Annotated in this window: 26 protein-coding genes, 1 tRNA gene and 1 pseudogene; 20 read left to right on the top strand and 8 right to left on the bottom strand. The window is 58.4% G+C overall.

Features of this window, described 5'->3' with window-relative positions:
* Positions 1-16 precede the first annotated feature (16 nt).
* The 6 genes from KORLAC_RS12730 to KORLAC_RS12705 are packed head-to-tail and all read left to right on the top strand — an operon-like array spanning position 17 to position 4688.
* Positions 17-235, top strand: coding sequence for a hypothetical protein (locus KORLAC_RS12730; protein WP_068307040.1), 219 nt, complete (start codon positions 17-19; stop codon positions 233-235).
* Between the two features lie 6 nt (positions 236-241).
* The gene (locus KORLAC_RS12725; protein WP_068307039.1) at positions 242-991 is read left to right on the top strand and encodes a TMEM175 family protein; all 750 of its coding nucleotides are present in this window, start codon (positions 242-244) and stop codon (positions 989-991) included.
* Positions 984-1220, top strand: coding sequence for a hypothetical protein (locus KORLAC_RS12720; RefSeq protein ID WP_068307038.1), 237 nt, complete (start codon positions 984-986; stop codon positions 1218-1220). Before KORLAC_RS12725 ends, KORLAC_RS12720 begins: the two co-directional genes overlap by 8 nt.
* Positions 1221-1232: 12 nt before the next feature.
* A complete protein-coding gene (locus tag KORLAC_RS12715) occupies positions 1233-3218 on the top strand; it encodes an acetyl-CoA carboxylase biotin carboxylase subunit (RefSeq protein ID WP_068307037.1) in 1986 nt (661 codons plus the stop codon).
* A complete protein-coding gene (gene argE / locus KORLAC_RS12710; RefSeq protein ID WP_082714661.1) occupies positions 3205-4383 on the top strand; it encodes an acetylornithine deacetylase in 1179 nt (392 codons plus the stop codon). The genes KORLAC_RS12715 and argE overlap by 14 nt, the downstream gene beginning before the upstream one ends.
* Positions 4384-4394: 11 nt before the next feature.
* Entirely contained in the window at positions 4395-4688 is a 294-nt protein-coding gene (locus tag KORLAC_RS12705) for an acylphosphatase (protein WP_068307035.1), read from the top strand.
* Here KORLAC_RS12705 and KORLAC_RS12700 read toward each other — a convergent pair.
* Positions 4685-6028 carry a PDZ domain-containing protein gene (locus tag KORLAC_RS12700; protein ID WP_068307034.1) on the bottom strand — a complete coding sequence of 448 codons (1344 nt, stop codon included), beginning with the start codon at positions 6026-6028 and terminating at the stop codon, positions 4685-4687. The genes KORLAC_RS12705 and KORLAC_RS12700 overlap by 4 nt on opposite strands.
* Before the next feature lie 125 nt (positions 6029-6153).
* Here KORLAC_RS12700 and KORLAC_RS12695 point away from each other — a divergent pair, with 125 nt between their 5' ends.
* Positions 6154-6960 (top strand): LytR/AlgR family response regulator transcription factor, encoded by an 807-nt coding sequence (locus KORLAC_RS12695; protein WP_068307033.1) that lies wholly within the window; start codon positions 6154-6156, stop codon positions 6958-6960.
* A gap of 143 nt (positions 6961-7103) precedes the next feature.
* On the opposite strand, the pseudogene lipB reads toward KORLAC_RS12695, so the two are convergent.
* A pseudogene (gene lipB, locus KORLAC_RS12690) lies at positions 7104-7739 on the bottom strand (lipoyl(octanoyl) transferase LipB); the annotation flags it as partial.
* 183 nt (positions 7740-7922) lie between these two features.
* Between lipB and KORLAC_RS12685 the strand changes: the two are divergent.
* The 5 genes from KORLAC_RS12685 (at position 7923) to KORLAC_RS12665 (ending at position 12646) form a co-directional block, all read left to right on the top strand.
* On the top strand, positions 7923-8165 hold the full coding sequence (locus KORLAC_RS12685) for a FliM/FliN family flagellar motor switch protein (RefSeq protein WP_068307032.1): 243 nt from the start codon (positions 7923-7925) through the stop codon (positions 8163-8165).
* Positions 8166-8280: 115 nt separating this feature from the next.
* Positions 8281-8368 (top strand) — tRNA-Leu (locus KORLAC_RS12680).
* 202 nt (positions 8369-8570) lie between these two features.
* Complete coding sequence (gene mgtE / locus KORLAC_RS12675) at positions 8571-10043, top strand: magnesium transporter (protein WP_241493413.1); 1473 nt, start codon at positions 8571-8573, stop codon at positions 10041-10043.
* Positions 10044-10055: 12 nt separating this feature from the next.
* A complete protein-coding gene (locus KORLAC_RS12670) occupies positions 10056-10856 on the top strand; it encodes a response regulator (protein WP_068307031.1) in 801 nt (266 codons plus the stop codon).
* 143 nt (positions 10857-10999) lie between these two features.
* Positions 11000-12646 (top strand): M20/M25/M40 family metallo-hydrolase, encoded by a 1647-nt coding sequence (locus KORLAC_RS12665; protein WP_068307030.1) that lies wholly within the window; start codon positions 11000-11002, stop codon positions 12644-12646.
* Positions 12647-12709: 63 nt separating this feature from the next.
* Here the strand turns inward: KORLAC_RS12665 and panC are convergent, their stop codons facing one another.
* Together panC and KORLAC_RS12655 are read right to left on the bottom strand one after the other, a co-directional pair.
* Positions 12710-13567 (bottom strand): pantoate--beta-alanine ligase, encoded by an 858-nt coding sequence (panC, locus tag KORLAC_RS12660; RefSeq protein WP_068307029.1) that lies wholly within the window; start codon positions 13565-13567, stop codon positions 12710-12712.
* A 27-nt stretch (positions 13568-13594) separates the two neighbouring features.
* Positions 13595-14515 carry a glucosaminidase domain-containing protein gene (locus KORLAC_RS12655; RefSeq protein WP_160328632.1) on the bottom strand — a complete coding sequence of 307 codons (921 nt, stop codon included), beginning with the start codon at positions 14513-14515 and terminating at the stop codon, positions 13595-13597.
* A gap of 151 nt (positions 14516-14666) precedes the next feature.
* On the opposite strand from KORLAC_RS12655, the gene KORLAC_RS12650 reads away from it, so the two are divergent.
* The 5 genes from KORLAC_RS12650 (at position 14667) to KORLAC_RS12630 (ending at position 19062) form a co-directional block, all read left to right on the top strand.
* The gene (locus KORLAC_RS12650; RefSeq protein WP_068307027.1) at positions 14667-15545 is read left to right on the top strand and encodes a division plane positioning ATPase MipZ; all 879 of its coding nucleotides are present in this window, start codon (positions 14667-14669) and stop codon (positions 15543-15545) included.
* 5 nt (positions 15546-15550) lie between these two features.
* Positions 15551-15997 (top strand): DnaJ domain-containing protein, encoded by a 447-nt coding sequence (locus tag KORLAC_RS12645; protein WP_068307026.1) that lies wholly within the window; start codon positions 15551-15553, stop codon positions 15995-15997.
* Positions 15998-16008: 11 nt separating this feature from the next.
* Positions 16009-16773: a substrate-binding periplasmic protein gene (locus KORLAC_RS12640; RefSeq protein ID WP_068307025.1), complete on the top strand. Its 765-nt coding sequence runs from the start codon at positions 16009-16011 to the stop codon at positions 16771-16773.
* A gap of 97 nt (positions 16774-16870) precedes the next feature.
* Positions 16871-18250, top strand: coding sequence for a phosphoglucomutase/phosphomannomutase PgmG (gene pgmG, locus KORLAC_RS12635; protein WP_068307024.1), 1380 nt, complete (start codon positions 16871-16873; stop codon positions 18248-18250).
* Positions 18251-18267: 17 nt separating this feature from the next.
* Positions 18268-19062, top strand: coding sequence for a hypothetical protein (locus KORLAC_RS12630; protein ID WP_068307023.1), 795 nt, complete (start codon positions 18268-18270; stop codon positions 19060-19062).
* A 132-nt stretch (positions 19063-19194) separates the two neighbouring features.
* Here the strand turns inward: KORLAC_RS12630 and KORLAC_RS12625 are convergent, their stop codons facing one another.
* Positions 19195-19665: a nuclear transport factor 2 family protein gene (locus KORLAC_RS12625; protein ID WP_068307022.1), complete on the bottom strand. Its 471-nt coding sequence runs from the start codon at positions 19663-19665 to the stop codon at positions 19195-19197.
* A gap of 305 nt (positions 19666-19970) precedes the next feature.
* On the opposite strand from KORLAC_RS12625, the gene clpS reads away from it, so the two are divergent.
* The 3 genes from clpS (at position 19971) to KORLAC_RS12610 (ending at position 23409) form a co-directional block, all read left to right on the top strand.
* Positions 19971-20297 (top strand): ATP-dependent Clp protease adapter ClpS, encoded by a 327-nt coding sequence (gene clpS, locus KORLAC_RS12620; RefSeq protein ID WP_068307021.1) that lies wholly within the window; start codon positions 19971-19973, stop codon positions 20295-20297.
* A 55-nt stretch (positions 20298-20352) separates the two neighbouring features.
* Positions 20353-22731: an ATP-dependent Clp protease ATP-binding subunit ClpA gene (clpA, locus tag KORLAC_RS12615; protein ID WP_068307020.1), complete on the top strand. Its 2379-nt coding sequence runs from the start codon at positions 20353-20355 to the stop codon at positions 22729-22731.
* 132 nt (positions 22732-22863) lie between these two features.
* Entirely contained in the window at positions 22864-23409 is a 546-nt protein-coding gene (locus tag KORLAC_RS12610) for a GNAT family N-acetyltransferase (RefSeq protein ID WP_068307019.1), read from the top strand.
* Between the two features lie 37 nt (positions 23410-23446).
* Here the strand turns inward: KORLAC_RS12610 and KORLAC_RS12605 are convergent, their stop codons facing one another.
* Genes KORLAC_RS12605 through KORLAC_RS12595 form a run of 3 tightly spaced genes read right to left on the bottom strand, consistent with a single transcriptional unit; the run spans position 23447 to position 25821 of the window.
* On the bottom strand, positions 23447-24595 hold the full coding sequence (locus KORLAC_RS12605) for a GNAT family N-acetyltransferase (protein ID WP_068307018.1): 1149 nt from the start codon (positions 24593-24595) through the stop codon (positions 23447-23449).
* 1 nt (position 24596) lies between these two features.
* Positions 24597-25355 (bottom strand): glycerophosphodiester phosphodiesterase family protein, encoded by a 759-nt coding sequence (locus tag KORLAC_RS12600; protein ID WP_068307017.1) that lies wholly within the window; start codon positions 25353-25355, stop codon positions 24597-24599.
* 1 nt (position 25356) lies between these two features.
* On the bottom strand, positions 25357-25821 hold the full coding sequence (locus tag KORLAC_RS12595) for a RidA family protein (RefSeq protein WP_068307016.1): 465 nt from the start codon (positions 25819-25821) through the stop codon (positions 25357-25359).
* Between the last annotated feature and the right edge of the window lie 105 nt (positions 25822-25926).

Here is a 25926-nt window from a genome sequence, read left to right as displayed (position 1 = left end):
CGGGGAGGGCTATAGCGTGACGACGACACAGAAAATTGGCATCTGGGGCTGCCTGATCGTGGGGCTGATCATGGTTGTGGGCACGTACCTCAGGTACGGCACCGACGATCTGATGCGCTATGCAGGCGGCGTGAGCCTGTTGATGTTCGCCTTCGCCTTCTGGCTGTTCAAGAAGAACGCCGACATGATGAAGGACATCGGCAAGGACGATAAACAGGACGATAAGGGGGAGTAAACTGGGATGCGGCGGCATATGCTGACATCGGTGGACGAGGAAATGGCCGGCATTCGGGTGCGGGGGACGCATGTCAGCCGCCTTGAAGGCCTGACTGACGCTGTGATCGGTTTTGCCATCACACTCTTGATCGTCTCCATGGAAGTGCCGACATCGCTGGATGAGCTGTTCGCCATGGTGCTGGGCTTTCCGGCCTTCGCGCTGACATTCATGCTGCTGGTCTTTATCTGGTACTGGCATTACCGCTTCTTCAGGCAGTTTGGCCTGAATACCGGGAAAGTGGTGTGGGCGAACGGCGTGCTGCTGTTCCTGGTGCTTCTGTTTGTCTATCCGCTCAAGTTCCTCGCCACTGTGGTGGTGAATTATGTGATCCTTTCCGGGTGGCTGGGGCTTGATATGCCGACGATGGTGACCTTCAGGCCTGATCAGTTCGTTTTGCTATACACCCTTTATGCGGGTGGCTTTTCGGCTGTGTTCCTGTGTTTTGTGTGGTTCTACCGGATTGCCCTAGCCAGCGCGGATGATCTGGAACTGACGGACCTTGAACGCACCCACGTGGAAACCCACGCCAACATGTTCCTGATTGTGGCGGTCATTCCGCTTCTGACCATCGGTGCGGCCTTCCTGCCGCTCCAGCTTGCCCCCATGTGGGCGGGCTGGGCCAATATGCTGATCTGGCCAGCCACGGTAATCTATGGCCGCATGGCTGACAGGAAACTGAAGGCCCTGACGGCTAAGGAGGCAGCCAATGGCTAGGCCAATCCCCAAAGACGCGGAAGACAAGGTAGGCGGTATCGCCAAGCGCTCCGAGCTTCGCTCTGTTGCCGTCTGGGCCTTTGTGCTGGGCGGCGTATTCGGCTTCGCGCTGGGCGCCACCATGTTCAGCGGTGGCGGCGGCAGTATCTATTTCATGCTGGGCGCAGCCGTTATCGGCGCGCTGTGGTATCTGGCGTCAGGGCGCCGGAAAAAGAAAAACAAGGAATAAGGGAACCGTTTTATGTTCAGTAAGATCCTGATTGCCAACCGGGGTGAAATTGCGTGCCGTGTGATCAAGACGGCGCGGCGTATGGGCATCAAGACGGTTGCCGTTTATTCCGATGCAGACGCTGACGCGCTGCATGTTGAAATGGCGGACGAGGCTGTTCATATCGGCCCACCAGCGGCTGCGGAAAGCTATCTGCTGGCGGACAAGATCCTGCAGGCCGCGAAGGATACGGGCGCCGAGGCCATTCACCCGGGCTACGGGTTCCTGTCTGAGCGCGCGAGCTTCGTGGAAGCCGTGCAGAAGGCGGGCATTGCCTTTATCGGGCCAGACCCCAAGGCCATCAACGCCATGGGTGACAAGATCACCAGTAAGAAGCTGGCGGCGGAAGCGGGTGTCTCGACAGTGCCGGGCCATATGGGCATCATCAAGGACGCTGAGGAAGCCGCGAAAATCTCCGCTGAGATCGGCTATCCCGTGATGCTGAAGGCGTCTGCGGGCGGTGGCGGTAAGGGCATGCGCATTGCCTATAATGACGACGAGGCCAAGGAAGGCTTTATCTCCGCCCAGAATGAGGCGCGCACATCGTTCGCCGATGACCGTGTGTTTATCGAGAAGTTCGTTGAAGAACCCCGCCACATTGAAATCCAGGTGCTGGGCGACAAGCACGGCAACGTGATTTACCTGGGCGAGCGCGAGTGTTCGATCCAGCGTCGTCACCAGAAAGTGGTGGAGGAAGCCCCATCGCCGTTCCTCGATGAAGCCACCCGCAAAGCCATGGGCGAGCAGGCGGTGGCGCTCTCTAAAGCCGTGGATTACTGCAGTGCCGGCACGGTCGAGTTCATCGTCGACAAGCACAAGAACTTCTATTTCCTTGAAATGAACACCCGCCTGCAGGTGGAGCACCCGGTGACGGAGCAGGTCACGGGCGTGGACCTTGTGGAGCAGATGCTGCGTGTGGCGAACGGCGAAAAGCTGACCATGACACAGGCCGACGTGAAGCTTGAGGGCTGGTCCATCGAGACGCGCGTGTATGCGGAAGACCCGTTCCGCGGCTTCCTGCCGTCCATTGGCCGCCTGTCCCGTTATGTACGCCCATCTGAGGATGAGGCCGTGCGCGTGGACACTGGCGTGTTCGAGGGCGCTGAGATCTCCATGTTCTATGACCCGATGATCGCCAAGCTGATCACCACGGGCAAAACACGGGACGAGGCTATCGCGGCCCAGCGCCGGGCTTTGGACGAATATTATATCCGCGGTATTGGCCATAATATCCCGTTCCTGGCGGCCCTGATGGCGCACCCGCGCTTCCAGGCGGGCGACATGACCACCAATTTCATCGCCGAGGAGTATCCTGACGGCTTTGAAGGTGGTGTGCTCAGGGACGAGGTGAAGGAAGCCATGATTGTGGCGGCCACCTTTATCAATGCGGTTGAAAAATCCCGCGAGACACAGATTGAGGGCCAGATTTCGGAGCCTCACGGCCCGCAGGAGCGGCCCTGGGTGGTGTCCATCAATGGTGACAGCGCCACCACAGGCATTATTCCGCAGGAAGACCACGCGGAAGTCATCATCGGCAAGAAGCATGTGGATATCGTCAGTAGCTGGATGCCGGGCGAGCCGGTGTTCCATGCCACGATCGGCGATGTGGACTATGCCATGGAGATCGACCGCCTGCCGATTGGCGTGCGCCTGACGTGCGACGGCGTGTCCATGGACATCCGGGTGCAGACTGAACGCGCGGCCAAGCTTTATGAACTGATGCCGGAGAAGGTGGAGCTGGATACATCCAAATTCCTCCTGTGCCCGATGCCGGGCCTTGTGGTGTCCCTGAATGTGGGTGAGGGCGATGAGGTCAAGGCTGGCCAGGCGCTGGCGGTGGTGGAAGCCATGAAGATGGAAAACATCCTGCGCGCCGAAAAAGATGGGGTTGTCAAAGCGGTGAATGCGGCGGCGGGCGACAGCTTGGCGGTCGATGCCGTGATCCTTGAGTTCGAATAGGGTGGCGCGCGAAACACAAAACACGCAGGCCATTCTTGAAAGGCTGGTGGGGTATGATACCACCAGTCGGCTGTCGAATCTTGAGCTGATAAATTACATTCAAAGTTACCTGCAGAGCTTTGATATTGAATCGAAAATTCAGTTCAATGACGAGAAGTCAAAGGCCAATATCATCGCCACCATCGGGCCCAATGTGCCGGGGGGTGTTGTGCTGTCGGGCCACACCGATGTGGTGCCGGTGGACGGGCAGGACTGGGCCACAGACCCCTTCACGCTGACTGAAAAAGGCGGGCAGCTGGTCGGTCGCGGCAGCGCCGACATGAAGGGCTTTATCGCCAGTGCGCTGGCGGCTGTGCCGCAGTTCAAGGCCGCAAACCTGAAGCGCCCGATCCATTTTGCCTTCACCTATGACGAGGAAGTCGGCTGCCTGGGTATCCAGTCGCTGCTGCCGGTCCTGAAGGACCAGATCGCCCAGCCGCGCCTTGTTGTGGTGGGGGAGCCAACATCGATGCAGGTGGCCAATGCCCACAAGGGGCAGTATGTGTCGAAAACCCGCATCTGGGGCAGGGAGGCGCACTCAAGCCGGCCAGAGGACGGCGTCAACGCGGTGGCTGTGGCGGCGGAGCTGATTACCTTTATCGGCAGCCTGGCGGCCAAGGCACGCATCCACGGGCCCCATGACGACAGTTTCGACCCCACCTACACCAGCTTCAATGTGGGGCCGATCAAGGGCGGCAGCGCCTTCAATATCATCCCGAACTATTGTGAGTTCGACTGGGAGTTCCGCGCCGTGCCGAACGCGGACCCGGCGGCGACCCTCAAGGACTATACCGATTTCCTCAGTGATGTGATCAACCCGCACCTTGAGGCCAGCTTCCCGGAATGCCGGGCGGAAAATGCCGTGTGGGCTTACCTGCCGCCCCTGAAGGCCGAGCCGGGCTCGGACGCTGAGACTTTGGCGCTGGCGCTCGCGGGCCGAAACGATACGACCGTGGTGGCCTTCGGCACCGAGGCCGGACATATCCAGTCGATCGATTTCCCAGCCGTGGTGTGCGGCCCCGGCGATATCGCCCAGGCCCACAAACCCAATGAATTTATCGACAAAAGCCAGCTTGACGCCTGCGATGCCTTTATGAAACGCTTGGCTGACGTATTGAGTGCTTAAGAGGTCATCCCATGTCTGACGCCACCAAATGGATCGCTGTGCGTGCCCGCATATACGGCAAAGTGCAGGGCGTCTGGTATCGCGGCTGGACGGAAGAGGAAGCCAGGCGCCTTGGCCTGCACGGCTGGGTGCGGAACCGGCTGGACGGCACGGTGGAGGCCCTGTTCTATGGCCACGCCGAAGACGTCAACCTGATGCTGGAACTGTGCCTGAATGGCCCGCCTGCCGCGGACGTAGAGCGCGTGGAGAAAGAACCGGCGCAGGGCATGGTGCCGCACCGGTTCGAGGTCAAGCCGACCGTTTAGTCAGCCCCCAAGGCGTTAGCCTGGCTGTTCAGATCCTTCGCCCATTCCACCAGTTGCCCGCTGATGCGGTCTTCCCACACACCGGGCTTGCCGCCAAAGCTGTTCGCAGGGCTTTCGTGGATTGTGGCCCAATGGTCCATGCCGGGATATTTGTAAAGCTCCGCGTTCTCATGGCCAGCCGCCGTCAGCACCTCCATGATCATGTCACTGTCATACTCCGACATGATCCAGTCATTGGTGCCCCAGCGGATGCGCACGGGGGCCTTCAGTTTCTGCCAGTTGCCGGCCACGTCGAAATCCTGCATCTGGTGATAGAATGTCATGGGGCGGCCATACATATGCATCGGGCCATGATAGTTATGCTCCGCCAGCATTGGCTTTTCGCGGATCACGTCAGCGTATGATTTTTCTTCCATAAGCATGCCGTAGTAAAGCGGGATATAGGCCCTGTTGATCAGGTCATTGATGGTGCTTTCGTCCATGCCCTGCATTTGTTTGATGCGGCGCTCGATCTCCAGCATATGTTCGAACCAGGTGCGATAGTAGGTGCCGTCGGAAATCACCGCATTCAGGCCGAATTTGTTGGCGAAATAGGGCGCCAGCGCGCTGCCCATGCTGTTGCCGTACACAAGGATACGGCCCGCGTCCACATACGGCAGCGCCTGCAGCTTCCTGAGCGCCACTTCATAGCCGTTCAGCTCTGTCCGGAAATCGGTTTCCGAACAGTTGCCCTCGCTGTCGCCCATGCCGGGCTTCTCAACGCGCATCATTATCATGCCAGATTGCTCCGCCAGGTCTGTCAGGATGCGGATATAATTGGAGCTGCGTCCCGGTGTGGCCTCGATGGATGAACAGCTCAGCCCTTGCAGCACAAAGATTGCGGGGCCGGGGGCGTCAGCCGTGATGCCTTCAGGCCGGGTGATGATCACCCGCTGGCGGATGCCGTAATCGCTGGTGATGCTGTCATAGATGGTTTCAAGCCCATCATGGTTTTCAAGCGCGACTGGCGGGAAGCTGGCGGAAACAGACAGCACGTCAACGCCGCGGCGCACCAGAAGCTCATAGGGCCGGCCAGCCATCAGCGCATCTGTCATGTCGAACCAGTTGGGGCCGGATGTTGCTGTCTGGCCGTTCACTTTCAGTATCGTGTCGCCGACCCTCAGCCCGGCTTCGGCGAGTGGGGAGCCTGCCGTCAGTTCGCGGATTGTCATGCCCGAAGTTTCCTGCGGGTTAAAGCGTGCCTGCCAGCTGGCGCGGCGTGCCAGATCATCGGCGAAAGCGGCGGTTGATGAGAGAAGAAGCGTGGCCAGAAGGCCGGTTTTTAGAAAAGATTGGATCATTGCCATTCCGTCAATTAGCGTGGATACAAAAGCTGTGCAGGACGCAACGATGGGCGGCAGCGGGCCGGTTCGGAAGGCGGCTTTATACGAACAGCGGATAAATTTACATCAAAGGCGGGGTTTCGATGACGGGGGAACAACCACACGAGGAGATCAGGCAGAGCTTTTACCTGTTCGGGTCACGCGTGCTCACGCATATCCTCTTTTGGGTCGGCTATTATGTGCTGTTCAGCCTTGTGTGGATGAAGCCGGACAAGGGCTATTTCGCGTCCTTCTATCTGGAATTCGTGCTGCTGCCCGCGCGCCTTGCGGCCGTTTATGCCATGATCTATGTGCTGATGCCGCGCTTCCTGCTGGTGCGCCAGTATGGCCGCTTCCTGCTGTCGTACGCGGGCCTGATTGTCCTGGCGGGGCTGGTGCACCGGCTGTCGGCCTACTTTTTCTACGAAAAGCTGCTGTTTGGCCAGGCCGACCCGTTCTTTGACCCTGGCGCGCTGGTGCGTGCCGTCCTGCTGGTCAACACCACGGTGGTGTTTGTGGCGGCGGCCAAGATGTTCCAGCTGTATCTGGTGGAAGCGGAAAAGAACCGGGTGTCAGGGCAGGCTGAGCAGGTGGCGGTACGCGCCAACCGCCGGACATACCTTCTGGACCCAGCCGATATCCTGTATCTGGAAAGCATGGGCAACTATGTCAGCTATTTCCTTGTGGACGGCGAAAAGCTGGTGGCCCACGGGTCCATCAGGGCGGCTCTTGAAGACCTGCCGGAAGGCTTCATTCGCCTGCACCGGTCCTATGTGGTGAACAAGGCCCATATCACTGCCTTCAACAGTGAAAAGGTGCAGGTGGGGGAAACAGACCTGCCGCGCGGCAAGGGCGTGGACGACGCCATGCTGACGTCGCTCAAACCATTTGGATCAGCAGAAGCTGTTTAAATCTGGAAGACCGGGTGGCTTTCCTCGATTGGCTCGCCTGCGTCCACTTCGCCGCTTTCTGTGGGCTGGGCCTCATACGGCAGCTTAGTGGTCGGCCCCTCGGGTGCTTCCTGATACTCAAGTGTCATCCGGCGGGCTTCAAGGCCGAAGATGTCGTCGAACACTTCTTTTAGCACCACATCCAGGTCATCCATGGTGATCGGCAGGCCGAGGTCAGCCATGCTGGTCACGCCGTGCTCTGAAATGCCGCAAGGCACGATGCCTTCAAAGTGCGAGAGGTCAGGCTCCACATTGATGGCGATGCCGTGATAGGTGACCCACTGGCGCACGCGCACGCCGATGGCGGCAACCTTGTCTTCGCGCCCACCACCACGCTCAACCCACACGCCCACGCGGCCCTTGCGGCGCTCTGCCGTCACGCCGAATTTCGCCAGCGACTGCACGATCACCTCTTCAAGGCCGTAGATAAACTGGCGCACATCCTTGCCGCGTTTCTTCAGGTCGAGAAGGAAATAGACAACGCGCTGGCCGGGGCCATGGTAGGTATATTGTCCGCCGCGGCCCGCGTCATAAACGGGGAAGCGGTCCGGGTCCACCAGGTCGGCCGGGTCGGCACTGGTGCCGGCGGTATAGAGCGGTGGGTGTTCGAGACACCAGACCATTTCAGCCGCTTCGCCCGCACGAATCGCGCGCACGCGCTCTTCCATCTCTTCAAGCGCATCGGGGTAGGCGACAAGCTCGTCGCTGATTCGCCACTCAAGGGGAAACTGGTCTGCCATGGCCTTAAACTCACAAAATACCTAAACGTTGCGCGTTACATACCGCTTTTGAGCAGCTGAGCCAAGCAAGTTTCCGGGCCAGTTGGCCACGACGGCGCTTGATGTGGCCCAATCTTTTGGGTTAATCATTTGATAAGGATGCCGTGGCAAGCTGGCCCGAAGGCACTTCCGGATGAGGAAATAATGAATTTTCAGGCTGTTAACAGGGTTACCGTTGAAATTACCGTCGTGCTCGGGCGTACCCACATGCCGATCCGGCAGCTCCTTAAAATGGGCCGGGGCGCGGTGATTGACCTGGATGCCAAGCATGAAGACGAATGCTGGGTTTACGCCAATAATGAGTTGATCGCGCGCGGTGAAATCATGATCGTGGGCGAGAAAATCGGCGTGTCCATCACCCGAATGATGAGCCAGCTTCAGGTATAGCCCCCACTTTCCCAGCCTGTCGCCCGGAAAACCGGGCTTTTTCAGATAGTTTCAAAATCATGTCATTTTCCGCTTGCGGCATAGGGGCTTCCTTGATAGATAAGCGCCCGACCTCGCGGCCGTGGCGGAATTGGTAGACGCGCAGCGTTGAGGTCGCTGTGGGATAATATCCCGTGGAAGTTCGAGTCTTCTCGGCCGCACCAATGAAAGCCCGTAGGGAACGCCCTGCGGGCTTTCTTTCATTTTGGGCCCGTTTTCTACTTCCGGCGCTTATAGCCGCATCTTTTTTCATCGTTTCGCTGGAAACCTAAGGACCTTTCTTTTATCACTAGAGGGCATACCATGCACCGGTTGGGGGTGCGCTCGAAAACCAACATGATTTCAGGGACATCAGGGGAGGCATACATGGCTGAAAAGGACAAAAATCCAAACCTGCCTGAAGATGATGTGCTGACCATGCCACCTGAAGGTGAGCCGCCGCACAACAATGACCGCGAGCCAGAAGACGAGCATGCCGAAGGCCCTGAGCTTGAGGTTCACCAGGATAAGGAATTTATCCAGCAGGTCCTGAGCGCCGTTCGCGAAAACAACCAGGACCAGGCTGTCGAGCTGGTTGAAGACCTCCACGCCGCCGATATCGCCGACCTTCTTGAGGTTATGTCGTCGCCGCAGCGGGTTGGCTTCATTGAGCTTCTCGGGGAACGGCTGGACCCGGACGTTCTGGTCGAAGTTGAGGGCGCGGCCCAGGCTGACCTTTACGAGCATATGCCGAACGAGCAGATTGCCGACGCGGTGACCGAGCTCGAGACCGATGATGCGGTCTACGTTCTTGAGGAACTCGGTGCCGAAGACCGGGAAGAGGTTCTGCGCTCGCTGGCCGCTGACGACCGGGTGGCGATCGAGGAAAGCCTGAGCTATCCGGAAGAATCCGCCGGTCGTCTGATGAGCCGCGATCTGGTGGCGGTGCCCGAGTTCTGGACAGTCGGGCAGACCATCGATTATCTGCGGTCGGAAAATGAAGATATCCCGGACGATTTCTATGACATCTTCGTGGTTGACCCGTCGCACAAGCCGGTGGGTACGGTACCGCTGTCGCGCGTGATGCGCACGCACCGGCCTGTCACCATTGGCGAGATCATGGATGATGATCCCACGCTTGTCGACGTTGCGGCCGACCAGGAAGAAGTGGCCTACCAGTTCAGTAAATACCACCTGATTTCCGCCGGTGTGGTTGACCAGAGCCAGCGCCTTGTTGGTGTGGTTACGGTGGATGACGTGGTCGAAGTGATCGGCGACGAGGCCCAGGAAGATATTCTGGCCCTTGCCGGTGTGTCCGAAGAATCCGGCGTGAACGAGAATTTCATTGAGGTGACGAAAGACCGTTTCACCTGGCTTTTCGTGAACCTGGGTACCGCGATTCTGGCGTCAGTGGTGATTGGCCTGTTTGACGCCACGATCGAACAGATGGTGGCCCTGGCGGTCCTGATGCCGATTGTGGCATCCATGGGCGGCAACGCGGGCACCCAGACAATGACAGTTGCCGTGCGCGCAATTGCCACCAAGGAACTCAGCTCGACCAACGCCCTCCGGGTTGTGAACCGGGAACTGATGGCGGCGGCCGTGAACGGCTTCGCTCTTGCGGTCTTCTCCGGGTTTGTCGCCTGGGCATGGTTTGGCAATGCCTTTCTGGGCGGCCTGTTTGCCGTTGCGATGTTGGTGAATATGGTGGTGGCAGGCCTCAGCGGCGTTCTGATCCCCCTTGGGCTCAATAGGGCGGGGGCTGACCCTGCGATTGCCTCCAGCGTTTTTGTCACCACAATCACAGATGTGGTAGGCTTCTTTGTTTTCCTGGGGCTTGCTGCCCTGTTCCTTCTCTAGGGCACGCACAATATGGACAAAGGTCTTGTATTGCTGGTGGATGATGAGCCTGTCGTCCTGCGGATTCAGGCTGCCGCCGTCCAGCAATTCGGCTTTGAAACCCTGATCGCGGAAACTGTTGAGGAAGCCATCAGCGTCACGCGCGCGCACCGGCCGTCGCTGATCATCAGCGATGTGCAGATGCCAGGCGAGGGTGGGTTCGACTTTGTCGATTCACTTGAAAAACAGGGCCTGAAGAATATGCCGGTGATTTACCTCACGGGCTATGACGACATTGATATCATCCGGGGTGGCCTCAAGGCGGGTGGCGATGATTTTGTCATCAAGGGTGGGTCGGTCGAGCGGCTGAAGAACCGGATTGCTTTCTGGATGGTCAGTGGCTTCCTTGAGCTGCCGTCTGACCTTCGGCGCCGGGCGCTGGCGGATGCCAATGCCATGAAAGGCGATGAATTCTCCCACGTGGAAGACCATATCAAGGTCGACGGCGCCATCACAGAACGTGTCAGCGCCCGCATTGCCGAAGAAATTGCCATGATGCCGGAAGGCTATGGCCTCCGCCTGGTGGAGCGGGTGTGTTTCCTGGGGCGCTTGTCGAAAGTCATCATCGAGGAAAGCCACACTTTTGGCCATTTCCTGCGCTTCCCGGACTATATGATCGGTGCGGTCAACCGGGTGAACCCACCGTGGAAACATGAGCTCTGGCCGCTTCTGAAACGTTTTGAGGATTGGTCCTGCGACACACGCTTTGTGCTCTCTGGCATGGAACCGCTGAAGCCGTTCCAGCAGTACGAATGGTATATGGACGGGCTCTAGGCCCTGGTCTGTTCGGTTCATCGCCGGAATAGGACGGTTAGTCGCTAAGGCGCATACAGCCAGCGGGGCTGGCCGGTATAACTTTTGGGTGTGTGGCCAGGGGACATGGCCTTGACGCTGACAATTGGTTCAAAAGGAAAATCATGATCAAGAAATCGATTCTTGCCGCATCTGTTGCGATTGGCATCAGCGGTCTTTGGGGCGGCGCCTGGGCAGATGACGCCCCTGACCTGGAGGTGATCTCCAAAATACGGGATGAAGGCTTCAACCACTCGCAGGTAATGAAGACCTTGCATCATCTGACCGACCGGATCGGCCCACGCCTGACCGGGTCCCCGGCCATGACGCAGGCGAATGAATGGACGCGTGACCAGCTGACCGCCTGGGGCCTTGAAAATGCCCGCCTTGAAGGCTTCGACTTCGGGCCGGGCTGGACATGGGAAAGTGTGGACGTGCGCATGACGGCGCCGCGCACCGACCAGCTTTATGCCCTGCCGATCAGCTGGTATCCCGGCACCGATGGCCCGGTGACGGGGGAGGTGGTCTTCGCGCCGATGAAATCGAAAGCTGATTTCGAAAAATACAAAGGCAAGCTGAAGGGCAAGATTGTGCTGGTAGACGCTGTCAGGCCCTACAAAGACCCGACAGAATTAAACGCCGAAGACCGGCGGCACGCCAACGAATCGATCCTGCGGTATACGGAAGGTGAGCTTGAGGATGTCAGCGCCTATGACGTGCCTGAAGGCGCACCGGGTGACGATTCCTGGGTGAGCTATAAAAGCTGGGGCTATTATCTCACCGATTTTCTGGAAGCAGAGGCGGCTGCCGCCATCGTGCGCCGGTCCCCGCGCCGCAACCTGCTGATCGACGCCACGGGATACCAGTATCTGGAAGGCGAGCTGCCAAGCATCCCTGCCGTGCGCATGGCATCCGAGCATTATGACCGGGCTGTGCGCCTGCTGAACGAAGACCTGCCTGTCAGCCTGAGCCTTGAGGTGAAGGCCCGCTATCACACGGACGATATGCAGTCCTATTCGACACTGGCCGACATTCCGGGGCAGGGCCGCAGGCCTGAGCTTGTGATGCTGGGCGCCCACCTGGACAGCTGGTTCATGGGCGACGGCGCTGTGGATAACGGTGCGGGCGTGGCGGTGACCATGGAAGCTGTGCGCATCCTCAAGGCCATTGGTATCAAGCCCAAGCGCACCATCCGCATCGGGCTGTGGGGCGGCGAAGAGCAGGGCTATTATGGTTCGTACCAATATGTGAAGAACCATCTGGCCACCCGCCCGGCGCGTGAGGACGAAAAGCTCAAATATATGGAACCCTATGCCAGGGAATTCGGCATGTTCCCGATTGCGAAAAAGCCGGAATTCGACCGTTTCTCCGCCTATTTCAATCTGGATAACGGCTCAGGCAAAATCCGCGGTGTCTATGCCGAAGGCAATGCCGCAGCTGCCGCGATCTTCAAGACGTGGCTGGAGCCGTTCCATGACCTGGGCGCTGATACCGTCACCATGAACGATACCGGCGGCACAGACCACGAGGTGTTCGACGATATCGGCCTGCCGGGCTTTCAGTTCATCCAGGACCCGCTCGATTACGACAGCAGGCTGCATCACAGCACTGCCGACACCTATGACCATGCGTTTGAAAAAGACCTCAAGCAGGCCGCGGTGATTATGGCGAGCTTTGTCTATAATGCCGCCATGCGGGACGAACGCTTCCCACGCGAGCCCGAGCCGCGCGAGCGGGAAGAGGACCTGAAGAAGGACGAGGCCGACGAATAGGATTTGTCTGAAACGGTAAAGCTTGAAGCGGGGCGCCCGTGAGTGCCCCGTTTCTATTTGGGCCTATTTCGGTTCAATGGCCATATTGTCCAAGAGCCGCACACTGCCAATGCGTGCCACAGCCAGTACACGCGCGGGTGCACCGATTTTATCGATAAGTTCCAATGAGTTGGCGTCAACAATTGAGACATAATCTACGGCCTTGAAGCCCACGTCCAGCAGCTTCTGGGTGGCGGTTTCCTCGGCGTTTCGCAAGTCTGCTCCTGCCGCCACATCTGCGACCAACTCATGCAGGATCACATTGAACTTGCCTGCGGTAGCGCGTTCTTCAACGTTCAGGTAGGCATTCCTCGACGAAGCGGCGAGGCCGTCCTCTTCGCGGATCAGCTTGCCGCCCATGATCTCCACCGGGATATCCAGGTCGGCCACAAAGCGGCGGATCACCGCCAGCTGCTGATAGTCCTTTTCGCCAAAGATGGCCACATCCGGCAGGCATTGCAGCAACAGTTTGGTCACCACCGTGGCCACGCCGTCAAAATGGCCGGGGCGGGAGGCGCCTTCAAGCCGGTCCGTGAGGCCCGCGACGGTGACCGTGGAGGCATGCCCGGTGCGGTACATCTCAGCCCCATTGGGCGCGAACACCAGGTTTGCGGGTGTGGTCGCCAGCTTTATCCGGTCTTCCTCTTCCGTGCGGGGGTAGGCGTCGAAATCTTCGCCTTCACCAAACTGGGTGGGGTTGACGAAGATGGACACCACGACCCGATCGACCTTTTCGGCAATCGCACTCACCAATGACAGATGCCCATGGTGCAGCGCGCCCATCGTGGGTACCAGCCCGACGGTCAGGCCCTGGCGCTTCCAGGCGGATACCTGCGCGCGCAGGTCTTTGACGGTTCGTACGGCGGGGACGGAAGCAGTCATGAAAAGGGTATCCGGAAAAGAGTTTGATTATGAGTTCTGAGCCACAAGGCGGGCGCCGTCGAGGCCGTCCAGATCGTTATAATTGATGATCGACAGGATGTCGCTGACATAGTCCGCGCCACGCTCTGAATAGTGCACAAGCGCAGGTGCAAGGGCCGCCCCCGTGATACCGATGTTCAGTTCCCTGAGTTCTGCTCGACGTTGGCGCAGGTCCTCATAGCTCGGGTGGCGATTGAGGTTGGTCATATAGCTGCGCACGCTATCAAGAAGATACTCGAAGCTTTTGATTTTATGGGTTTTTCCCTCATCGCGATTTTCCGGCAGCAGGCCTTCGGCATCGCCCCACACCCACTCGCCAAACAGGGCATTACCAGCCTGTGCGAACCGGCTGGTGCCCCAGCCCGATTCCATGGCGGCCTGCGCCAAAGCCAGCGAAGGCGGGATCACATCAACCTTATAGAGAAGGAAATCGATATCCTTGGTGCGGAAGTCCTGGCGGCGCTTGAGACGGTAAGTCTTTGCCATCTGGCGCAGCCATTTTTTCTCGGCGCGCTTCAGCGGTTCCTGGTTTTCAAGCTTTGTCCGGAGTGTCAGCAGGCGGCCGCGATCTGCGATGATCAGCTCATTGGCGCGCAGCACAATCGGCAGCAGTGTGGACGTAAACAGCCGCTTCTTGCGGTTGGCATCATTCACCTCAGGAAGGCCTTCGGGCAGGCGGGTCAGGAACACCCGCGGCACAGCTTCCACAGCGTGCATCTCTTTCTTCAGCAGCCGCGCCAGCTTGGGCGTCATCTTGACCTTCTTCGGCGGCGGTGTATGCGCCAGGTAATTTGGCTGGTCAGCCAGGAAGGCGTCCGTCCGGCCCTGAGCGAGCATATGGCGCGCAAGCACAATGGGGCCGACAATCATGACGGCCACCACAAACAGAAGTCCTATAATGTTGCGCACGTTTATCTGCACTTTGAGCATTTCTCCCAAGCGATATTTTACCTATATCTAGCTAATAAGTGTAGTTGGAAATCGCAAGATCGTCTAATGATAACCGGTCTGATGCGTGACATGCATGACACAGTCAGTATTGTGTAAGGGAGAGGGCTAGGTGCCAGATAATAAGGCAAACCCAGAGGTTTCGGGCGGTGGGGCCAACACCACAGGCCGTCCGTATCTCATTGTATTAGGAAATGAAAAAGGCGGGTCGGGCAAGTCGACAACCGCCATGCATATTGTTGTTTCGCTGCTGCGCGAAGGCCGCCGTGTGGGCACCATTGACCTGGATGCCCGGCAGAAAAGCCTGACGCGCTATATTGAAAACCGCCGGGCCTATGCCGAACAGAAGGGCCTTGATTTGCCGCATCCGATTGAGCTGGTGGTGCCCAAGTCCGAGCTGCGGTCGGCGGATGAAGCCGAAGCGGACGAAAAGCAGCGGTTCGAGGAAGCCTACGTCAATCTGGCGGACAAGGTGGATGTGGTGGTGATCGACTGCCCCGGTAGCGACACGTTCCTGTCGCGCCTCGCGCACACGGCAGCCGACACGTTGGTGACGCCGGTGAATGACAGCTTCGTGGACCTGGACCTTTTGGCCCGCGTTGACGCCACCACCCACAAGGTGGCTGGTCCAAGCCTCTATGCCGAAATGGTCTGGAAGGCGCGCCAGCGCCGCGCCATGGCGGACGGCAGCTCCATCGACTGGGTAGTGCTTCGGAACCGGGTGGGCGCGCTGCACGCCAAGAACAAGGAACGGGTGGAACGGGTGCTGAATGAGCTGACCAAGCGTATTGGTATCCGTCATGTATCAGGCCTGGGCGAACGAGTGATCTACCGCGAGCTGTTCCTGCGCGGCCTGACGCTGATGGATCTCAAGGAAGCTGGCGGCCTGGACGGCAAAGGCCTGTCCATGTCGCATGTGGCCGCGCGCCAGGAAGTCCGGAAGCTGATGGATGCGCTGAACCTGCCGTTCCGTAAAGATGAGGAGGCCTGAGCGCCGTGATCGCCTGGTTTGTCATTGGTCTTATCCTGGCTGCTGCGCTGCTTGCTCTCCTGAATTGGTGGGCCAGCGCTGACGTCAAGGCAGCAAAAACCAGCCTGTTCTGGGCCATTGTGGGCCTGTGTGGCCTGTTTGGCCTGGTGATGGTGGCGGCGGGCAAGCCCTTCTTCGCCATCATTCCCGCGGGCTTCGCTGCCTGGCGCATGTTTGGTGCCAAGGCGGCAGAGCGCGTCAAGGGAGGCGGGCAGGGCACTGGCGGCCGCGCCGGTGGCCCCATGACCCGCACCGAAGCCCTGGATGTCCTTGGTCTGAAGGAAGGCGCCAGTGAACAGGAAATTAACCAGGCCTACCGTAAACTGATGGCGCAGTGCCACCCGGACAAGGGCGGAAACGACTATCTGGCTGGCAAGCTGAACGAAGCAAAACAAACCCTTCTCAGGAGGTAAGGCGCGATCCCATGGGGCGCTGGTACAAACCGCTGGTTATGCTGATGGCGCTTTTGGCGCCAAGTGGCGCGTGGGCGCAGCCAGCGCCAGAGCCCTGGATGGAAGGTCGCCCTGTGCTGGTGGGCACCATCACCCACAACCCGCCTTATGTGTTTGAAAACCCCTCAGCGGGGATCGACCTTGATCTGGTGACGGAAGCGTTTGCCCATGTGGGGCTGGAGGTTGAGTTCGTTCATGCGCCGCTCTCAAGGGTGCAGGTTTTGCTGGCCACCGGCAAGGTGGATGCCATGACCACCTTCCGTACCATTGAAGACCTGTGCGTCAACAGCATTCCCTTCAGCTATTGGCATGACGGCATTTCCGTCCCGGTCGAATCGGAAGCACCCATCAGCTCCATCGAAGACCTCAAAGGCATGCGCGTGGGCATGTTCCCGGGTGCGGTGAAAGTATTGAAATATCTGACGCCTGAGGATGTCATGACCTTCGGTAGCAGCATGATCGTTTACGACAGGGAGCAGCTTGTCAGGGTGCTTCTCTACAGGCGGCTGGACGCCTACATCGGCGACTATTGGGCGCTTGAGTATGCCTATCAGCAACTGGCGTCAGACCAGCCGCGCCCCTATAAAGTCGCCGTTCGCTTTGCGCCCACCCCGCGCCAACTGTGCGTGCGCGATGAAGCATTGGTGAAGCGTTTCAATGAGGGCGTGGCGACCATGCTTGCGGGCGACGCCCCAGCAAGGGTCAGGGCCCGCTATCTTCAGGATGGTGAGCCTTAGGCCAGTAAGGCCATTTCCATGTTGACGGGGCGCGCCGGCGCTGACACTTTGGGCGAAATTCACACATTCAATTTGTTGCTTTTCCAGGGATCATTTCATGGCCGGTCACTTTTTCCATCACACCATCCTGCGCGAATATGATGTCCGCGGCATTGTGGACGATACGCTGCATTACGCTGATGCCATTGCGCTCGGCAAAGCCTACGGCACGCACGTGCGCCGTTCGGGCGGCACAAGGGTGTGTGTGGGCTATGACGGGCGGGTGTCTTCCCCGAAGATGGCGGAAAACCTGATGGCGGGCCTGGCGTCAACCGGGCTTGAGGTGATCAATATCGGCCTTGCGGGCACGCCGATGCTCTATTTCAGCGTATTCGAGCTGGACAGTGACGGCGGCATCATGATCACCGGCTCCCACAATCCGGCCAACTATAACGGTTTCAAGATGATGATGGGCAAGAAGCCCTGCTTTGGCGAAGCCATTCAGGCCATCGGCAAAACCGCCAACGAAGGCGATTATGAGGTGGGCGAAGGCAGCATCCGGGAAGAAGATGTGTTTGACCGCTATATCGACCGTATGATGCGCGACGTGGATATGCAGGCCTTCACCATTGTGTGGGACCCGGCCAATGGGTCGCTCGGCCCCGCAGTGGAAGCGCTGGTGAAGCGCCTGCCGGGCAAGCATATCGTGATCAATGCGGAGGTGGACGGCACCTTCCCGAACCACCATGCCGACCCGACGGTTGAAGAAAACCTTGAGCAGCTCAAGGCCGCCGTGGCCAAACACAGTGCCGACATGGGGCTCAGTTTCGATGGTGACGGTGACCGCATCGGCGCCACCGATGGGCAGGGCCGGGTGGTCTGGGGCGACCAGATGCTGGCTATCATGGCAGGGGACCTTCTGAAGGAACTGCCCGGTGCGCCGATCATTGCGGACGTGAAGGCCAGCCAGGCGCTGTTCGACCGCATCAAGGAACTCGGCGGTGAGCCGGTGATGTGGAAAACCGGCCATAGCCTGATCAAGGACAAGATGGTGGAGCTGAACGCGCCGCTTGCGGGCGAGATGTCAGGCCATATTTTCTACAAGCATAAATTCTATGGCCATGATGACGCACTTTATGCCGGTATTCGGTTCCTGAATGCCATCACCAAGCAGGGCGGGGATCTGGCCGCGCTCAAGGACGGCCTGCCGGCCGCCATCAACACGCCGGAGCTCAGGTTCGATTGCGACGACGTGCGCAAGTTTGACGTGGTCAAGGAAGTGAAAGCCCGGCTTGAAGCCGCGGGCGCCGAAATGTCCACCGTGGACGGCGTGCGTGTGCAAACGTCAGACGGCTGGTGGCTCCTCAGGGCGTCCAACACGCAAGCTGTGCTGGTCGCGCGGTGTGAGGCGTCAACAGAGGCTGGGCTTAGCCGCCTCAAACACGCCCTCGTTGAAGCCCTCAAGGCCTCCGGCGTCGACGCGCCAAGCGATTTGTAGGGCCATATGGTGACGAGATGATTGGGCTTATTGCAATTCTATTTATCGTAGGGTGGGGGATAATCTCTTTTGGGATAGCCAACGCGTTGGCCAAGCGAAAATGGAAGAAGTATCAGGTATTCTTCTTAGCCACAGGCATTTTCTGCCTCCCTTTCGCTGAAGAGATATATATTGCGGTTTCCTTCCGGGCTCACTGTGCCGTGTATGGTGGCATCACTCAACTTGAACCTATTGAAACTGACAGCGTCATTATGGATGGAGGAGGTTATGGGGTTCCGCGATTACTAGCCCATCCTGCCATCCAGTCTGTTTTGATATTGAGGGATGCAGACGATGAGCTGGGAGGCAAGGAGCTTTGGGTATCTGTCTCAAAAGATCAGACCTTTTGCCAGGAGCCTATCAATAATCTGCTTTTGACTAGCTCATTCGGTACAGGGCGAGTGGCGGCACAACAGCTTACGAATGACGGATGGTGTTTTACTACAACTGTTCACCCGAATAAAAGACCGACGATTGCAATTAAGAAATCGTATGAAGTACGCCATGAATTATTTACCATTTTACTGCCCTACGAAGTAGTAGAGTGGCGGAAGGAAATTTGGGACACTTCTACAAGTACACCGAAAGTTGCATCTTCTTTTTCTACTCTAAAAGTTCAGCCAGGTATGTTGCGGCGGGCAATCTGGCCTCACGTTCATCCTTATGTGTGCGCTTTGGGGCAGGATGGAGGCATATTCAGCAAGCCTGACTTTCCTTATGGAAATCCCGTTTTTCAGTTTTATGAAAAAGCTATCTTACCGGCCAGCAAGTAAGGTAATCTCTCTACTTCGAACAACTGCGCATCAATCGGAAAAAGTCGAACCAAAGCTTGTCAATAAGGCGCTTCCCCTTGGCTTAGGGGAAGGTGATGAAGATATGTGCAATTTGTAGGAGACGAGTGGGGTCTAAAACATCCCGTTGTCGTTTTTTGATGTCTCGGGCACAGGCATGGCTACGCCCCAGTGCTCGACCATCTTGCCGTCTTTCATGCGGAAGATGTTCACCACCGCGCCGCCCAACTCCTCTGGCGACCGCTTGACATGCATATGCAGCCACACAAGGTCACCGCTGGCGGCTGAGCGTACAATGCGGGCAGAATACTGTGGGTAGCGCTTGGCCCGCGCGCGAAAGAGCGCAATCACCGCGTCCCGCCCGTCTTCAAGGCGTGAGTGGTGCTGGATGTAGGTGTCGCCAAAGCATTCCTTTGCCGCCGTGTCCACATCCAGCTTGTTCTCAAGTAAGTCCATGCAATAGATGGCCTTCTCTAAGTTCGCGGTCTCAAGGGCATGTTGCTCTGCATCTCCGGCGAAGCCTGGAGCCGTCGTAAAGAAGGCGAGCGCACTGCCTGCAAGGCAACGTAGGGTTTTGGCTGTCATCGTGTCGTGTCCCCATCGGGTTACTATTGAAACCACCATAGCGTCTGGGCGGGCTGGAGACAGGCATATGCGGTCAATCGGTCGTGATGCGCGACGGATCGGGAAAGTGTCACAGTCTTTGCCAAATCCTTAACAGGAATCCCGTTTTCCTTCACCGCATCTTTACCCTTTTGGCACAGTCTGTAGGGGATGCAACTGGTGTGAAAATCGTCCATCACTTAATGGTGACGAAAAAAGTACGGACAGCTATTTGTAGTAGGCAATAGATATACTACATTATGTAGGTATGGATTGACGGAGGATCGATGCCTGACAAGCGAAAAGACGGAAATGATGGTGGCGACACGGGTGTGTTAACCCGGTCTGAGGCCAAAACCAAAAAGCCGTCCATGTATAAAGTCCTGCTTCTCAACGACGATTACACCCCTATGGAATTTGTGGTGCACATCTTGCAACGCTTTTTCCGCATGACCATCGAGGAAGCGACCGAGGTTATGCTGCATGTGCACCAGAAGGGTGTGGGCGTGTGTGGTGTCTTTACCTATGAGGTGGCCGAAACAAAAGTAAATCAAGTCCTTAGCTTCGCCCGCCAGAATGACCACCCGCTCCAGTGTACGCTTGAGAAAGAATGAGTTCCCACGCGCCACTAAGGTTTATTAGGGGCGCTGACAGCCGAAGGAAAAAAGAGTGCCAAGTTTCTCCCCACATCTTGAAGAGACCCTCCACAGAGCACTGAAGGAAGCCAACGAGCGCAGCCACGAGTATGCCACGCTTGAGCATCTCCTGCTGGCGCTCCTTGATGACCCTGAGGCCGTCGCGGTTCTGAAGGCCTGCGATGTGGATATCGATGTGCTCCGCGCCCAGATCATCGAGTATCTCGACGACGACATGGAAAACCTGAAGGTGGAAACCGACGGGCTTGAAGCCACGCCGACCGCCGGCTTCCAGCGCGTGGTGCAGCGGGCACTCCTGCATGTCCAAAGCTCGGGCCGCGAGGAAATGACTGGCGCGAACCTGTTGGTGGCGCTGTTCTCCGAGCGTGAAAGCCACGCTGTCTACTTCCTGCAGAGCCAGGACATGACGCGGCTTGATGCGGTCAGCTATATCTCCCACGGCATCGCCAAGGTGCCCGAATTCGGTGAAGAGCGCCGGGTGCGTGGCGCCGCCGAGGAAGAGGAAACCGTTCAGGCGGAACCTGCCGCCAAGCCTGAGAAGGCAGATACCGCCCTCGCGGCATACTGCGTGGACCTGAACCAGAAAGCCCGCGACGGCAAAATTGACCCGCTCATCGGCCGGGAGGCCGAGCTTGAGCGCGCGGTGCAGATCCTGTGCAGGCGCTCCAAGAACAACCCGCTGCTGGTGGGTGATCCGGGCGTGGGTAAAACCGCGATCGCCGAAGGCCTGGCGCGCCGCATCATTGAGAAAGATGTGCCTGGCGTGCTTGAAGACGCGACGATCTATTCGCTCGATATGGGCGCGCTTCTGGCGGGTACCCGGTATCGCGGTGACTTTGAAGAACGCCTGAAGGCCGTGGTCAAGGAGCTTGAAAACCTCGAGGGCTCGATCCTGTTCATCGACGAAATCCACACGGTGATCGGGGCAGGGGCGACGTCTGGCGGCGCCATGGACGCTTCGAACTTGCTCAAACCAGCGCTGGCCTCGGGCTCGATCCGCTGCATGGGCTCCACCACCTACAAGGAGTTCCGCAGCCATTTCGAGAAAGACCGCGCGCTTCTGCGCCGGTTCCAGAAGATTGACGTGAACGAGCCAACAGTTGAAGACACGGTGAAAATCCTCAAGGGCCTGAAGCCCTACTTCGAGGACCACCATAATGTGCGCTTTACGGCAGATGCCATCAAGACGGCGGTGGAGCTGTCGGACCGCTATATCTCCGACCGCAAGCTGCCGGACAAGGCCATCGATGTGATCGACGAGACAGGCGCGGCCCAGATGCTGCTGCCGCCCTCAAAACGCAAGAAAACCATCAGCGTGAAGGACGTGGAGGCCGTGGTCGCCAAGATTGCGCGCATCCCGCCCAAATCCGTGTCCCGCGACGAAAGCCGCGTGATGCAGACGCTGCAGAAAGACCTGAAGCGCGTGGTGTTCGGCCAGGACAAGGCCATCGATGCCCTGTCGGCGTCGATCAAGCTGTCGCGTGCGGGCCTTCGCGAACCCAATAAGCCGATTGGCTCTTATCTCTTCTCGGGCCCCACGGGTGTGGGTAAAACCGAAGTGGCGCGCCAGCTCTCCAGCCTTCTGGGCGTGGAGCTGCACCGCTTCGATATGTCCGAATATATGGAACGCCACTCTATCAGCCGCCTGATTGGTGCGCCTCCGGGCTATGTGGGCTTTGACCAGGGCGGGCTTCTGACCGACGCGGTCGACCAGCACCCGCACTGTGTGCTTCTGCTGGACGAAATCGAAAAAGCGCACCCGGATCTCTTCAACGTGCTTCTGCAGGTGATGGATAACGGTACGCTGACAGACCATAACGGCAAGAAGATCGACTTCCGCAATGTGATCCTGATCATGACCACCAACGCCGGCGCGGCTGAGCTTAGTAAATCCGCCATCGGCTTCGGGCGTGAGACGGACGAGACCGCATCCGATGACGCGATCAAGAAGATGTTCAGCCCCGAATTCCGCAACCGGCTGGATTCGACCATCGCGTTCGACTTCCTGCCGCCTGAAGTGGTGGCCCGTGTGGTTGAGAAATTCGTGCTGCAGCTTGAGCTTCAGCTGGCGGACCGCAATGTGGAAATCAGCCTGACGGAAGAAGCCAAAGCCTGGCTGGCTGAACGTGGCTATGACCGCCACTATGGCGCGCGGCCGCTTTCCCGTGTGATCCAGGAGCATATCAAGACGCCGCTGGCCGACGAACTGCTGTTTGGCAAGCTCGCGAAAGGTGGCGAAGTGGTCGTGAAGGTGAAGGACAAGGAAATCGCCTTCGAGATCACGCCTCATGCGCCCACACCGCCAAAAGCGAAAGCGCCGAAGAAAAAGACAGCCAAGTCTGGCGTGCCCGCCACCCGCAAGGAAGGCAAGCCGCCAGTTCCGGTGAAATAACGTACCGGTGAAATAAGGTTCTGTGAGACCAATAATGAAGGCCAGCAGCTTCGGTTGCTGGCTTTTTTCTTGATTGGTGATCCGGTGCACGCTAAAGACGGCGCCCTTTCACTGCATTCCTGGGGACCTGCCATGCTGACAACCGACCGCCTGATCCTGCGCCCGTGGGTTGACGCGGACCGCGAACCCTTCGCCGCCATCAACGCCTGCGCGGATGTGATGCGCTATTTCCCCAGCGTGCAAACGCGCGCGCAATCCGACGCCACGGTCGACCGCCAGATGAAGGCGCAGGCCGACAGGGGCTATTGCTTCTGGGCCGCAGAAAAGCGCGAAGACGGCCAGTTCATCGGCTTTATCGGCATCCAGGACGCGCCGGATTATTACAGTATGAAGGGCGGCATCGAGATCGGCTGGCGCCTGGCCGCCAGCACATGGGGGCAGGGGCTGGCGCCAGAGGGCGCGCGGGCCTGCCTGGCTTATGCTTTTTCAAAACTTGGGGCGCCAGAGGTGGTGGCCTTCACGGCCAAAGTGAACAAGCCGTCGATGCGGGTTATGGAAAAGATCGGCATGACGCGCGATCTGGCGGGTGACTTCGACCATCCGATGATTGATGAGGGCCACCCTATTCGCCCGCATGTGCTTTACCGCATCAAAGCGGACGCTGTTCTTTCCTGCTGATTGTCATGCCGGGGCATTGACCCCGGTATGACGGAGTTTACTTTTTCCTGAACGGCGAATGGTCAGTGAAATAGGCGATGTCGCCTTCGACCGCCTGACGCTCTCCGCGCAGGTAGCGGTCGACCGCATCATGGAATCCTGGGTCGCGCAGGTAGTGGGCGCTGTAGGTCTTTACCGGTTCATAGCCGCGGGCCAGCTTGTGCGGGCCCTGGGCGCCGGCTTCGACGAACTTGAGGCCATGCGTGATGGCAAAATCAATGGCGCGGTAGTAACAGGCCTCGAAATGCAGGCAGGCATGGTCTTCCACGCAGCCCCAGTGGCGGCCATAGAGCGTGTCATGGCCGATGAAATTCAGCGCTGACGCGACGGGGCGGCCTTCAAAGCTGCAATGCACCAGAAGTATACGGTCTGCCATCCGTTCGCCAATCTGCGAAAAGAATTCCCGGTTCAAGTACGGCTGGCCCCATTTGCGCATGCCGGTATCAACGTAGCAGGTGAAGAAATGGTCCCAATGTGCTTCCGTGATGTCGCTGCCGGTCAGGCAGTCGATCTGGATACCGGCTTCAGCAACTGTCTTGCGTTCCTTCCTGATCTGCTTGCGCTTTCTAGACGACAGGGCCTCGAGAAAATCTTCAAAATCGCGGAAGTCGCGATTGCGCCAATGGAACTGTTGGTCATTTCTGATCAGGTAGCCGTTCGCGCCCGCGAGCGTGGCTTCCTTTTCCGGCAGGAAAGTCAAATGAATGGAAGACAGCCCCAGCTGGTCCGTCAGGCCCCGCCCGGCTTCCAGAAGCGCCAGCTGGCCCATCTCGTCCGCGCGTGACAGCAGCCTTGGGCCGGTGGCGGGCACAAAGGGGATGGAAGACTGGAGCTTGGGGTAATAGTGCCCGCCTGCGCGCTCATAGGCCTGCGCCCAGGCATGGTCGAACACATATTCGCCGTAGGAATGGCTTTTCATATAAAGCGGCATCACCGCAAGCGGGGCGTCCATGCCCTCAAAGCTGATGCGTGCGTGATAGGGTTGCCAGCCGGTGCCTAACGTTGCGCAGCCGCTTTCCTCGAGCGCTTCAAGGAAATCATAGCTGAGGAAGGGGTTGCTGGAACCCGCGCAGGCGTCCCATGCGTCGCGGCCGATCTCGGTAATAGCGTTTGCGAAGGAAGCCTGAATTTGGGCTCCGTCAGGCATGCTAGAAATCCTCGCCCACCACGGCGGGGGGCTCAAAAATCACGGCGTCCGCATGCTCGCGCCCGATGGCTTCAAGGCGGCTGTCGCGCACCGTCCAGGTCAGCAGTGGCTTACCCTTGGCGCGCCATTTGGTGCAGTAGGTGTTCGGCAACAGGTTGATGTCGCAGGCCAGGAAATCCGGCTTGCATTTATGGACCGCGAGCTGAAGCCCGAGACGCTTCCTGACGCCCAGCAGCACCTCTCGCCCAATGACCAGCCCGCGGGCATATTTGGGCATATAGGTTTTGAACCAATGCACGATGCGTGGGTCGAAACTCATCACCGCCACAGGGCCTTGGTAGCCTTCAAACGAATGGCGTACACCCGCGCACAGCTTCTGGATGTCCATTTTGGGGTGGGATTTGATCTCGATAAACAGCGGCACGTGGCCATCCACCGCATCCATCACATCGGGCAGGCTGGGGATTGGCTTGCCGCTTTTCCCCACCATGAATTTCCGAAGCTGCTGAAAGCCCCATGAACTAATGGGGCCCTTGCCGTCGGTCATGCGGTCGATCGTATCATCATGAAACACGACGATAATGTCGTCACCGGTGGCCCGGACATCAATTTCAACGGCATAGCCCGCGTGCACGGCATCCGACACGGCGGCGATGGTATTTTCCTCAGTCACTGTACCGGGTTTGTGAAGCCCGCGATGGGCAACATCTTTTTCGGTCAGCCAAGGAAACTCACGGGATGCTTTCTTGCCGTTTGCCATGTCAGTCCCTGATTTCAACGAGCGCGTCAATTTCCACGGGTACATTCAGCGGCAGAGCGTTCACGCCTACGGCTGAGCGGCTGTGGCGCCCCTTGTCGCCGAATACCTCAACCATCAGGTCGCTCGCGGCATTGATGATCTGCGGCTGGCCGCCGAAACCGTCGGTGCAGTTCACGAAACCACCCAGCTTCACGACGCGCACAACGCGGTCCAGATCACCGTCGCAGGCTGCTTTCATCTGGGCAATGAGGTTGATACCGCACAGGCGGGCCGCCGCCTTGGCGTCGTCTTCGGATACCGGGTCACCCACTTTGCCTTCAAATGCCAGCTTGCCGTCCTGCATCGGGATCTGGCCGGAGATGCTGACCAGATTGCCGCTTCTGACAAACGGAACATAGTTGGCCACAGGGGCGACAGGGGTTGGCAGGTCAATGCCCAGCTCGTTGAGGCGTGCTTCAATGCTCATAAGGGTATCCAGATTCAAGAAAAACTTAAGAAACTTAAGCCCTTATAGCAAACGATCCGGCATAAAAAAAGGGCCTTGGCGGCCCCTGAGGCGTCATTCGCCGGC

Origin of the sequence: Kordiimonas lacus, from assembly GCF_001550055.1 — a bacterium.
Taxonomy (GTDB): Bacteria; Pseudomonadota; Alphaproteobacteria; order Sphingomonadales; family Kordiimonadaceae; genus Kordiimonas; species Kordiimonas lacus.
The sequence above is the reverse complement of the archived record's forward strand: the minus strand, read 5'-3'. Positions and strand labels throughout refer to the sequence as shown.